Here is a 12,066-nt window from a genome sequence, read left to right as displayed (position 1 = left end):
GCCGCGGCAGCGCAGGCCACAGCGCGCGCGGCGGCCGCCGGTCTCTCGGCAGCGCCCGCATCGGGCCTAGCGGCGCCGGCCTCGCCGCCGCCCGTGCCCGCTAGCCCGGCCGTCCAAACCGATCCGGCTGCTCGAACGGTGCCGGCACGGACCGCCGCCGGGACGCAGGACGAGGCTCCCGGGTCATCCGAGCATATCCAGCCGCCGCCGAGCGTACTCGAAACGCTAAAGGCTATCGAAGCAAACGCCGCCCAATGGACGGCGCTGGCGAGCTCGAGCCTCGCCCGGCGAGGCGCGGCCGCGGCGCAGCGGCCGGAGGCAGCTTCGCCCACGCCCGAACCGGTGGACTCGCCACCGCCGCCCTTCACGGACGACGTTATCGATCCGCAAATGGCTGGATCGGACCAACAACCGGACGAAACGAGAGCGGGTGAAGAGCCGCACGCTACCGATGCCGACGCAGCGCCGGCAAGCGCCGCCGCGCCGGCCATGTACCTTGACGAAGCGCCCATCGAGGTGCGTCCGGAGGACGTTGCGCCTGTAAGCTCGACGACACCGCCGCCGGCCGCCGAGCCCGAAGCCCCCACGGATCCTGCGCCCAGCCCCGGTATCGTTGACAGCGGCTCGCCGGCCCACGCTCAGGCGCATGTGGAACCGCCGTGGGATCCGGCGCCCGCCCCGAGCCCCGCGCCACCGGCCGCACCCGTCCTATTGGAGCTGGCCTCCTCGCAGCAGCCGGCTCCTCGCCCGGCGCCGGATCCTGCGATCCTGACGCCGTCGCCGGCGGCGCCTGCGCATCCAAGCGCCGCCGAATCTACCGCCCCGCTCGCGCCGATCGAGGCGCCATCGACCACGGCGTCGCATGTCAGCCACGCTGCCGAGCCTGCGCCGGAACCGGCCGAGAGCCTCGCTGGCCCCGCGGCGGCGGCGAACAGCTCGCCCGCAAGCGCTGAAGCTGGCTCCCGAACGCCGCTACGCGGCCACGCGGCAACCGAGTTCACGTTCCAAGCACCGGCCGCCTCCGCCGTCGAATTGCCCTCGCTCGAGTTGCTGGAGCCCGCCTCGAATGAAACGGAAGAGATTCCCGCCGAGCAGCTCGCGCAAACCGGCCAGTTGATCGAGCAACGCTTGCAGGAATTCAAGGTGCCGGTAACCGTCGTCGGCGCCTCGGCGGGCCCCGTCATCACACGCTTCGAGATCGAGCCCGCGCTCGGCGTGCGCGGTAGCCAAATCGTCGGTTTGATGAAGGACCTCTCGCGCGGACTCGGGCTGACCTCCATCCGCGTCGTTGAAACGATCCCCGGCAAGACTTGCATGGGGCTCGAATTGCCCAACGCGAAGCGGCAAACGATCCGCCTATCGGAGATCCTGGCCGCTGGCCCGTATCGAAATTCGGCATCCAAATTGACGCTCGCGATGGGCAAGGACATCACGGGCCATCCGATCGTCACCGATCTCGCCAAGGCGCCGCATATGCTCGTCGCCGGCACGACCGGTTCCGGGAAATCGGTCGCCATCAACGCCATGATCGTTTCGCTGCTCTTCAAGGCCACGCCCGAGGAAGTGCGCTTGATCATGATCGACCCGAAGATGCTGGAACTGTCGGTATATGAAGGGATCCCGCATCTGCTGGCGCCCGTCGTCACCGACATGAAGCTCGCCGCGAACGCGCTCAATTGGTGTGTCGGGGAGATGGAAAAGCGGTACCGGCTCATGTCGGCCGTGGGCGTACGCAATCTCGCAGGGTTCAATCAGAAGCTGCGTGACGCCCAGGCGGCCGGCAAGAAGATCGGCAATCCGTTCTCGCTGACGCCCGACGCGCCCGAGCCGCTCTCGCCGTTGCCGTTGATCGTCGTCGTCATCGACGAGCTTGCCGATCTGATGATGGTGGCGGGCAAGAAGATCGAGGAATTGATCGCCCGGCTGGCTCAAAAAGCCCGCGCGGCCGGGATTCATCTGATTCTGGCGACGCAGCGCCCTTCGGTCGACGTCATCACCGGACTCATCAAGGCGAACATTCCGACGCGCGTCGCCTTCCAAGTTTCCTCGAAGATCGACTCGCGCACGATTCTCGATCAGATGGGGGCCGAATCGCTGCTCGGTCAGGGCGACATGCTCTTTCTACCGCCCGGCACCGGCTATCCGCAACGCGTGCACGGGGCGTTCGTCGCCGACGAGGAAGTCCATCGCGTCGTTGAGCATTTGAAGCAATTCGGCGAGCCCGAATATATCGAAGGCATCCTCGACGGACCGGCAACGGAAGGCGCCTCGCAAGATCTGTTCGGCGACGCGCCCGATGCCGAAGCCGATCCGCTTTACGACGAAGCCGTGGCCTTTGTCGTTCGCACGCGCCGTGCATCGATTTCCGCCGTCCAACGGCAACTTCGCATCGGCTACAACCGCGCGGCGCGCCTCGTCGAACAAATGGAAGCGGCCGGCCTCGTGTCGGCGATGGGCGTGAACGGCAGCCGCGAAGTCATCGCGCCGCCGAGCGGCGAGCCGTGACCCCCATATCCTCGCGTAAATCGTGCCGGCCCGTTGCAAGAACTAGCCGGTCGAAGGCAATTTCGGCGCGACGCCGGTCCCATCGGGCATGAGCCGGCAAGTCCTACCTTGGCGCTATGCATTTCGGCTAACCGGCTGCTGGCACAGGAGCTGCTCGAGAGCGTGAAATCGCCAGCGGCCACCGATCATCGCGGGCCGCGGCGTTCCGTCGCGAGACGGAGCCGGTCATCCCCTGCCGCCCCGCCCCCCGTGAGGCGGTAGATTCGAGCCTACGCGCTTGCTCTGACGCGTAGGCTCTCTTTGTTTTTGCGGCGTAAAAACCCGTAAGACGCCCTGCCGCAAAGGGTTAGGACGACGGTGTGAAGTGAAAATCGACGGGCGACCCGATCGAAAGCTGCACCGGGTTCCGCAGCAAGCCTGTAGTCGGATCGCGTTTGAAAACGACGGCGCTGTCGCTGTCTTGATTGCCGACGATGAGCCAGCGCCCCGTCGGGTCGATGGCGAACTCGCGGGGCGTGCGGCCGAGCGTGGACTGCCTGCCGACGAGCTTGAGCAAACCGTCGTAAGGATCGACCGAGAACACGACGATTTCATTGGCGTCGCCGCGATTAGTCGCGTACAAAAATTTTCCGTCCGGCGACAGATGAATCGCACCCGCGCCGATTTTCCCTTTGAAGCCGGGGGCGGTCAGCCGCAATACTTGGAGCGTCCTGAGCTTCCCGTTCGCGTATTGCATGGCTGTCACGGTGCCCGTCAACTCGCTGGTGAGATAAGCGTAGCGGCCGCCGGCGTCGAAAATTAAATGGCGCGGTCCCGACCCGGGCGGCATCTGCGTATAGCCTTCCGGTACGGGACTGATCAAGCCGCGGCTCCCGTCGTTCGTGAACCGATATTCGTACAGCTTGTCGTTGCCGAGGTCCTGCGCGAAAAGGTAACGGCCATCGGGCGCGAACACCGTCGAATGGACGTGCGCGTTGTCCTGCCGGCCCTTCACGGGTCCGCCGCCCTCGTGATGCACCACCAGTACGGCAGGCGCGACGCCGCCGTCCGATTGCACCGGGAAGACGGCAAAACTCCCGCCCGGATCGGCTGCTACCGAATAGTTGGCGGTTAGCAAGTAGCGGCCGTCGGGCGAAAACGCCAAGTAGCAGGGGTCGTTGCCCTCCGACGAAACCCGGTTGATCAACGTGAGCTGCCCCGCCTGGGGGTCGAACGAAAAGGCGCTGATTCCGCCGTGCTCGGTTGCGGGGCCGTTGTCGCCGGGCAATTCGTTCACGGCGTACACGTGCCGATAGTCGTGCGCGACGACGAGATACGACGGGTTGACCGTCTGTACCGACGATAACGGCGTCACCTGTCCGTCCGCCGCGTTGAACCGATAAACGTAAATGCCGTGGCTCTTGCCGGCGGTATAGGTACCGACGAGTAAATCGTACGTACCCGCGGCGGCCGCATCCGGTGCCATCTCTTGCGCCAGCGCGGGCGCGACGCTCATGGCGCACGCAACGGCGAGCGCGGTGAGCCGCCTCTGGAAAACGGCGCCAAACATACGCCGGTGCATGACGCGAACCGTTCGAAGCATAAGAAAAAATCTCCCAGGGAGCGACCCCAATACAGTTTTTCTCTAAAGTAGGAAGCCGCCGGAGTTCGCATTGCCGTCAGGCCGGCCGTTTGCATGTTTCCGACTGGACGCGCGACGCACCGGGCAAACGGCGACATGTCGCGCCCATTTCTCCGCACTAAAAAGGAAATCAAAGGAGCCGCTATGAATATCTTCGTGAGCTTGGGACCGATTGCCGCGCTGATCGCGGGCATTTTGATTCTGATCGTGCCGCGACTGCTCAACTACATCGTCGCGCTCTACCTCATCATCATCGGATTGCTAGGACTGCTCGGCCCGGGCGCGCACTCGCTGCATCTCTGAGCGAGCGCCGCGGGCACGTACCTAGGCGGCTCAACCGTTGACGAATTGGTCGAGCCGCAGCTTGCCCTGCAAGGACAAGCCGCCCACAGCATAATGACCGTCACCGTCACGGTGACGCTTGAAGCAGGCACGTTCGATCAAAAACGCGGCCGCCGTTTCCATGGCGTTGCGCGTGAGGCCGAGGCTGCGAGGGTCCAGTGGGAGCATGGCGTCACCGTCAAGCTCGCGTGCCGCGGAAAGGATTTTGATGCAGTCCACCTTCGACGGATTCAGCATGGCGTCAATTCTCACTTTGGGTATTGATGACTAGCTTGGAGGCCGAGTGCGTCGCGTTCTGGATAGCTCGTTATATCGGAAGCGCACGGCCGGAATCCCCGAAGCCCGATTGTAGCCAGCCATTTCTCGCCGTGGCAATGCAAAATCGTTTCCGGCCCGGTCCGCCCGGCACGACGCGTAAGCGTTGCACGATCGGGCCGGCGCGCATGTACATTGACACGCATTCGCCGCCGTATTCGTATCGGCATTCGCCCGGATAGCAGGAGAAAAAACGACACCATGCCCGCGCATATCGAAGACTATGCTCTCGTCGGCGATGGCCATACGGCCGCGCTCATCTCTCGGGAAGGCTCCGTCGATTGGCTATGCTGGCCCCGTTTCGATTCGGGCGCCTGCTTCGCCGCGCTGCTCGGCTCCGACGAGCATGGCTCGTGGCGACTCGAACCCGTGCCGGGCACAGCGGTCGCAAGCACTCGGCGTTACCGCGGCGAAACGCTGATTCTCGAGACGCGTCACGAGAGCCCCGACGGCGCCGTCACCGTCATCGACTTCATGCCGCCCGGCAATGGCCGCTCCGAACTCGTGCGAATCGTCGTAGGCGAGCGCGGCCAAGTGCCGATGCGTATGTCGTTGACGCTGCGCTTCGACTACGGCCTGTCGGTCCCGTGGGTGACGCGGCTCGCGCCCGGCGGCGAGCACCGCATGGGCGGCATCAAAGCGGTGGTCGGGCCGGACACCGTCGTGCTGCGCACGAGCGCCGAGCTGCGCGGCGAAAACATGCATACCGTGGCGGAATTCACGGTGGCCGCGGGCGACCGGATCCCGTTCGTGCTGACGTATTCGGCTTCCCACGAACGGCTACCGCCGGCGAAGGATCCGTTCGACTTGCTCGAGCACACCGAGCGCTACTGGCAAGACTGGATCGGGCAATGCGACGTGCGGGGCCGCTATGCCGAGCCGATCCGGCGGTCCCTGATCACACTCAAGGCGCTGGCGTACAAGCCGACCGGCGGCATCGTCGCGGCACCCACCACGTCGCTGCCCGAACGGCTCGGCGGCTCGCGCAATTGGGACTACCGCTACTGCTGGCTGCGCGACGCCACGATCACCCTGCTCGCCTTGATGCGCTGCGGCTTTTACGACGAAGCCTGCGCGTGGCGCGTCTGGCTCGAGCGCGCACTCGCAGGCTCGCCCGCGCAAGCGCAAATCATGTACGGCGTCGCCGGCGAGCGCCGGATCCCGGAGATGGAGCTTGGCTGGCTGCCCGGTTACGAGGGCGCGGCCCCGGTGCGCATCGGCAATAAGGCGGTCGGGCAACTGCAACTCGATATCTATGGCGAAGTGATGAACGCGCTGCACCTCGCGCGTGTCGGGGGGCTCGATGGCGACAACGACGTTTGGGCCGTGCAATGTTTGATGCTCGAACACCTCGAGGCGATTTGGGTGGAGCCCGATGAAGGACTGTGGGAAGTGCGCAGCGGGCCGCGCCAGTTCACGTTCTCCAAAGTCATGGCTTGGGTGGCATTCGACCGGGCGATCCGGTCGGCCGAAAAGTTCAACCTCTCCGCGCCGATCGATCGATGGCGCTCGGTACGCGAGCGCATTCACGCGGACGTCTGCGCCAAAGGCTGGAACGAGGAGCGGCAGTGCTTCACTCAGGTGTACGGCGGCGACGAACTCGATGCGAGCCTGCTGCTGATACCGCTCGTGGGCTTTCTGCCGCCGCACGATCCGCGCATCGCCTCGACCATGGCGGCGATCGAAAAAGATCTGATGTTCGATGGCTTCGTGAGCCGCTACCGCACCCACCAGGTCGACGACGGTCTGCCTCCCGGCGAAGGCACGTTCCTCGCCTGCAGCTTCTGGATGGTCGATAACCTCGCGCTCCAGGGGCGCATGCAAGAAGCGCACGCGATGTACGAACGCTTGGCGGGCCTCGCCAACGACGTCGGCCTGCTCTCCGAGGAGTACGATCCGGATACGGGCCGCTTTACCGGCAACTTTCCGCAAGCGTTTTCGCACGTGGCGCTCGTCCATACGGGGCTCAATTTGATGCGCCACGAGCAATCGATCGCGCAAGCCACGGGGCATCCGCCCGGCACCGGCGGCGATCCGGCCCCGGTACTGGACAACGAGTCGCTATAAGGGCGCCGGGCGGGGGCAATGCCCGTCTGCGGCCGCCGCCGGAACCCGCCGCTATCGGCACGATTGCTGCGCAGCAGTATCCGGGAAAGTCCTGGGCCGGCACGCCGGAATGCTGCATTGCAACCAAGGGCGTTTCTCCTTTATCATCAACCGAGTAAGAATCGCCACGAGCCAGCAACGAGCAACCCGTGCGGTACCCAGCCGCGACGCCGAGCGCCGCATTTTATTGCCCCGTCCCTACCCCGCGGGAGCCCCAAACCATGCTTTACCAGTTTTACGAGTTTCAGCGCGCGCTCTTGAACCCGCTGACCGCCTGGGCGCAAGCCGCGTCGAAATCGTTCGCCAACCCGGCGAGCCCCTTCGCTTATGTACCCGGCGCGACGCGCCTGTCGGCAGGCTATGAATTGCTGTATCGGCTCGGCAAGGATTACGAAAAGCCCGAGTTCGACATTCATCAAATCGTCAAAGACGGTCATAACATCCCGATCATCGAACAAACGATTATCGAAAAACCGTTTTGCCGGCTGCTGCGCTTCAAACGGTTCGCCGACGATTCGGACGCCGTGGCGCAATTGAAGGACGAGCCCATCGTGCTGGTATGCGCGCCGCTGTCCGGACACCATTCCACCTTGTTGCGCGATACGGTCCGTACGCTGCTGCAGGACCATAAGGTCTACATCACCGATTGGGTCGACGCGCGGATGGTCCCGTTGGAAGACGGCGCCTTCCATTTGGACGATTACGTCGCCTATATCCAAGAATTCATTCGTCACATCGGCGCGAAGAACCTGCACGTGCTCTCCGTTTGCCAACCGACGGTGCCCGTGCTGGCCGCGATTTCGTTGATGGCGAGCCGCGGCGAAGACACGCCGCGTACGATGACGATGATGGGCGGTCCGATCGACGCGCGGCGCAGTCCCACCTCGGTCAACTCGCTGGCCATGCAGCGCTCGTACCAATGGTTCGAGAACAACGTCATTCATACGGTGCCGCCGAACTATCCGGGCGTCGGGCGCCATGTATATCCGGGTTTCCTGCAGCATGCCGGTTTCGTCGCGATGAACCCGGAACGCCACGCAGCCTCGCATTGGGACTTCTATCAGAGCCTGTTGCGCGGCGACGAGGACGACGCCGAGGCGCACCGCCGCTTCTACGACGAGTACAACGCGGTGCTCGATATGGCCGCCGAGTATTACCTCGATACGATCCGCATCGTCTTCCAAGAATTCAGGCTGGCCGAAGGTACGTGGGAGATCGACGGGGAGCTCGTCCGTCCGCAGGACATCAAGAAGACGGCGCTCTTTACGATCGAGGGCGAGTTGGACGACATCTCGGGTTGCGGCCAAACGCGTGCCGCGCACGACCTGTGCACGGGCATCCCCGAGAAAGAAAAGCATCACTTCACGGCGGAAAAGTGCGGCCACTACGGCATCTTTTCGGGCCGCCGGTGGCGCACGATCATTTATCCGCAATTGCGCGATTTCATTCTCGAGCACAATCGCGAAACGAAACGCGCGCGCGAGCCGATCGAAGCGTAAGCGCATGGGCAGGTAATGGGCCGCATCGCGCGATGCGGCCCATTTCGCGTCCGGGCTCGCCGGCGCTACCGGCGCTCTATTTGCGCATCAGGTACGCGAGCAACAACTCGGTATTCATCCGCATCATCTCGGCGCGCTCCGAGGGCGAGCTGAAATCGCGGCCCAGCGACGCTTCGAGCGTAAATCGATTGGACACGATGTAGTAGCCGAGGCCGGAGAGCGCAACGTACAAGCGCAAAGGATCGATATTCGCGCGGAAGAGTCCCGCGCGCTGCCCTCGTTCCAATATGGACGACAGCGTCGCCACGATCGGCGAAATCATTTCGCGAATACGCGACGATCGTTGGATATAGCGCGCCTCGTGCAAATTCTCGTTGTTGATGAGACGCAGCAAGTCGGGATGATCGCGATAGTAGTCCCAAACGAAGTGCGCAAGCCGCGTGATGGCTTCGACGGGCGCAATGCCGTTCAGATCGAGCGTTTTTTCCGCTTCGGTCAATGCACCGAAAGCGTGTTCGAGTACCGCCGTGAAAAGCTGCTCTTTGCTACCGAAGTAGTAATAGAGCATGCGCTCGTTCGTCTCCGCCCGCCGGGCAATCTGGTCGACGCGGGCGCCGAACAAACCACCATTCGCAAATTCCTCGGCCGCGGCCAGCAGAATCCGGCGCCGCGTCCCTTCTGGATCTCTTTTGATTTTCGATTGATTCATGGTGGCCTTTTTGCTTCGTGAGCCGCGTTGCCCCGTCACGCGCCCGGCCCTCCTTGACCTACGCCGGCAGCGTGAACGAGCGCGCCATTTTTTTGGGAAACTGCATGCGCCTCGTGCGAAAAAGCGCTTCGATTATGGCACAAGGGTGACCAATGGCAATCCGGGAAATCGGCGATAATGCGCTCTTTTCCCGCACGCGAAGCGCCCCGCGCACCCATCCAGCGCGCAACGCCTGGCGGCGCGTGCCGCGCGCTCGCTGTGTCGCCCGCTTGTTTCTTGACGTTTTCAACGTGATCGATCGTGTAACTCTCGCAGACCGCATCGAGGATCTGCTTCCGCAAACGCAATGCACGAAGTGCGGTTATGACGGCTGCCGGCCTTACGCCGAGGCCGTCGCGCGCGGCGAGGCGAACTACAATCAGTGCCCGCCCGGCGGTGCGCAAGGGATCGCTCGTCTCGCCGCGCTGCTCGGCAAGCCGGTCATCGCGCTCAATCCCGGCAACGGCGAGGAGCGGGCACGACCGCTCGCCGTCATCGACGAGACGCTGTGCATCGGCTGCACCTTGTGCATGCAGGCTTGTCCCGTCGATGCGATCGTCGGCGCCCCCAAGCTCATGCATACCGTCGTCGCCGAACTTTGTACGGGCTGCGACTTGTGCGTCCCGCCCTGCCCCGTCGACTGCATCGCGATGGTGCCCGTCACGGGCCAGCGCACCGGCTGGGATGCCTGGAGCCAGACCCAAGCCGATGCGGCCAGGATGCGGCACGATCTGCGCACCGCGCGTCTCGCGCGCGAGCGGCAAGCGTCCGAAGCGCGCGCCGCGGCACGCCGCGCCGAAGCGGCCGCGAGCGCGGCTGCCTGCGCGGCACAACCCACGGAGCAAGACGAGGCCGCGAAAAAGCGCGCCATTATTCAGGCCGCGATGGAACGGGCCCGTCAAAAGAAGGAAGCGCTGGCGGCGCAAGGCATCGCGCCGAAAAACGTCGAAAACGTCACCGCGGACGTGCAAGCCCAGATCGATGCCGCCGAAGCACGGCGGCAACGGTTGGCCCCGCCGCGCGAGGATCGCGACGACGAGCCCAATGGCCCGGCCACGCCTAGCGAACCCTGACCGCCCCCCCAACCGTCCGCCCAAGCGCAGCATGAACGCACAAAAACGACGCGCCATCTACGAGACGTTGCAAAGCCTCAATCCGCATCCGACGACCGAACTCGAATACACGACGCCGTTCGAATTGCTGATCGCCGTTATGCTGTCGGCGCAGGCGACCGATGTATCGGTCAACAAGGCCATGCGCAAGATGTTTCCGGTGGCCAATACTCCGCAAGCCGTGCTCGCGCTCGGTGAAGAAGGCGTCGTCGAGTACATCAAGACGATCGGGCTTTACCGCACCAAGGCGAAAAACGTCATCGCCACCTGCCGCATCTTGCTCGAGCAATACGGCGGCGAGGTGCCCGCGCAGCGCGAAGCCTTGGAAAGTCTGCCCGGCGTCGGCCGCAAAACGGCCAACGTCGTGCTCAACACGGCTTTCGGACAGCCCACGATCGCCGTCGATACGCACATCTTTCGCGTTGCCAATCGGACAGGGCTCGCCCCGGGCAAGGACGTGCGCGCGGTCGAAGCCGCGCTCGAGAAGTTCACCCCGCGCGAGTTTCTCCACGACGCGCATCACTGGCTGATTCTGCACGGACGCTACGTCTGCAAGGCGCGCCGCCCCGAATGCTGGCACTGCGCGATCGAACCGCTATGCGAGTACCGGCCGAAAACGCCGCCGCCCGAACTTTGACTTCGCCGCGGCGCGCTTGCTCGACCGTGCGCGCTGCTTCGGCCGCGATCTAAAGGTTGCCTTCCAGCGCCACGGCTTGCTCGTGCGGGCCGCCTCCGGCGCGCACGAGCCAAAGGACCGCGGCCAGGACGGCAGCGCCGCCGCACCATTGGACCAGCGTCAGACGCTCGCCGAGCAATACGGCCGCCAATACGACCGTGACCACAGGCTCCAGGGTCGACAGCATCGACGTGCGCGCGGCGCCGAGCCTCGTGAGTCCCGCGAAAAACGCGAGCATCGCGGTGACCGTGGAGACGAGCGCGATCGCGCCGAGCGCCGCCCAGGCAAGTGCGGTTGCCGGCAGATGCGGCGGCATGCCCAACGATGCGCGTACGATCGAAACGCCGCAAAAGACGGCCGCCGCGGACAAGCAGACCACGGCCGTCGTCGCCAACGGATCGACGCCCCGCGTCAGGCGCGCACCGGCTACGATATAAAGCGAATACACGACGGCCGCCGCCAGTCCGAGCCCGATACCGAGCGGCTCCCCGTGCCCGCCGCCGACCATCACCGCGCAGCCCGCCAGGCACAGCACGAGGGCCGCGGCCTTCACGCGCGTGAGCCGCTCGCCTAGCCATAGCGCGGCCAATACGGTCACGAAGGCCGGGTACAAATAAAGCAACAGCGCGACGAGGCTCGCCTGAGCGTGCTGCAAAGCGACGAAGTAGCACAGCGACTGCCCCACGTAACCGAGCGCGCCCATCGCGACGATGCCGGCCAAGGCACGGCCCCGCGGCCAACGCACCCCTCGGCGGCAGGCGATCGCCGCGAGCAGCGTGCCGCCGATCACGAAACGAAGCGTAAGCAAACCCAGTACATCCGTGCCGCCCGCATAGGCATAGCGACCGAAGATCGCCATCGCGCCGAACGCACTGGCCGACAGGGCAACGAGTAAAGCACCGCGCACCATATCGGCGCGGGAGTGGGCGTTGAGATCGGGCATCTGCGAGAGGATCGTGATTGTCGTTGCCGCCGACGGCATGAACGGCACAGAGGGCAACGCGGCGGCGGTCGATTCTACCCGCGATACGGGACCCGGCGCGTACCGCGCTAGGGGGCGTAAAATACCCGATTGCCTCCGAGCGGCGGCCGCGGCAGGGCCCCGCCACGCGGCATCACCGAAACGGAGGTCGATTCACACG

Annotated in this window: 10 protein-coding genes; 6 read left to right on the top strand and 4 right to left on the bottom strand. The window is 64.7% G+C overall.

Annotated elements, in window-relative coordinates; all coding sequences use genetic code 11:
* Positions 1-2,505: DNA translocase FtsK (locus DXT59_RS06810; RefSeq protein WP_275895764.1), on the top strand; the 2,505-nt coding region annotated here is incomplete at its 5' end.
* 346 nt (positions 2,506-2,851) lie between these two features.
* Here DXT59_RS06810 and DXT59_RS06805 read toward each other — a convergent pair.
* On the bottom strand, positions 2,852-4,054 hold the full coding sequence (locus tag DXT59_RS06805) for a lactonase family protein (RefSeq protein WP_240324421.1): 1,203 nt from the start codon (positions 4,052-4,054) through the stop codon (positions 2,852-2,854).
* 216 nt (positions 4,055-4,270) lie between these two features.
* Here DXT59_RS06805 and DXT59_RS06800 point away from each other — a divergent pair, with 216 nt between their 5' ends.
* On the top strand, positions 4,271-4,429 hold the full coding sequence (locus DXT59_RS06800) for a DUF3096 domain-containing protein (RefSeq protein WP_116136140.1): 159 nt from the start codon (positions 4,271-4,273) through the stop codon (positions 4,427-4,429).
* 30 nt (positions 4,430-4,459) lie between these two features.
* On the opposite strand, the gene DXT59_RS06795 is transcribed toward DXT59_RS06800, so the two are convergent.
* On the bottom strand, positions 4,460-4,705 hold the full coding sequence (locus DXT59_RS06795; protein ID WP_116136139.1) for a hypothetical protein: 246 nt from the start codon (positions 4,703-4,705) through the stop codon (positions 4,460-4,462).
* A 279-nt stretch (positions 4,706-4,984) separates the two neighbouring features.
* Between DXT59_RS06795 and DXT59_RS06790 the strand changes: the two genes are divergently transcribed.
* Both DXT59_RS06790 and DXT59_RS06785 read left to right on the top strand, forming a co-directional pair.
* On the top strand, positions 4,985-6,850 hold the full coding sequence (locus tag DXT59_RS06790) for a glycoside hydrolase family 15 protein (protein ID WP_116136138.1): 1,866 nt from the start codon (positions 4,985-4,987) through the stop codon (positions 6,848-6,850).
* Positions 6,851-7,110: 260 nt separating this feature from the next.
* Complete coding sequence (locus DXT59_RS06785; RefSeq protein WP_116136137.1) at positions 7,111-8,388, top strand: polyhydroxyalkanoate depolymerase; 1,278 nt, start codon at positions 7,111-7,113, stop codon at positions 8,386-8,388.
* Positions 8,389-8,464: 76 nt separating this feature from the next.
* Here the strand turns inward: DXT59_RS06785 and DXT59_RS06780 are convergent, their stop codons facing one another.
* Positions 8,465-9,097, bottom strand: coding sequence for a TetR/AcrR family transcriptional regulator (locus DXT59_RS06780; protein WP_116136136.1), 633 nt, complete (start codon positions 9,095-9,097; stop codon positions 8,465-8,467).
* Between the two features lie 290 nt (positions 9,098-9,387).
* Here DXT59_RS06780 and rsxB point away from each other — a divergent pair, with 290 nt between their 5' ends.
* Both rsxB and nth read left to right on the top strand, forming a co-directional pair.
* A complete protein-coding gene (rsxB, locus tag DXT59_RS06775) occupies positions 9,388-10,209 on the top strand; it encodes an electron transport complex subunit RsxB (RefSeq protein WP_116136162.1) in 822 nt (273 codons plus the stop codon).
* 31 nt (positions 10,210-10,240) lie between these two features.
* Positions 10,241-10,885, top strand: coding sequence for an endonuclease III (nth, locus tag DXT59_RS06770; RefSeq protein WP_116136135.1), 645 nt, complete (start codon positions 10,241-10,243; stop codon positions 10,883-10,885).
* A 49-nt stretch (positions 10,886-10,934) separates the two neighbouring features.
* Here nth and DXT59_RS06765 read toward each other — a convergent pair whose 3' ends face one another.
* Positions 10,935-11,867 carry a DMT family transporter gene (locus DXT59_RS06765; protein ID WP_116136161.1) on the bottom strand — a complete coding sequence of 311 codons (933 nt, stop codon included), beginning with the start codon at positions 11,865-11,867 and terminating at the stop codon, positions 10,935-10,937.
* Positions 11,868-12,066: the final 199 nt, after the last annotated feature.

The sequence above is a fragment of the Trinickia diaoshuihuensis genome, from assembly GCF_003390925.1.
GTDB lineage: Bacteria > Pseudomonadota > Gammaproteobacteria > Burkholderiales > Burkholderiaceae > Trinickia > Trinickia diaoshuihuensis.
Note: the sequence above shows the minus strand (reverse complement) of the source record. Positions and strands in the feature narration are given on the sequence as shown.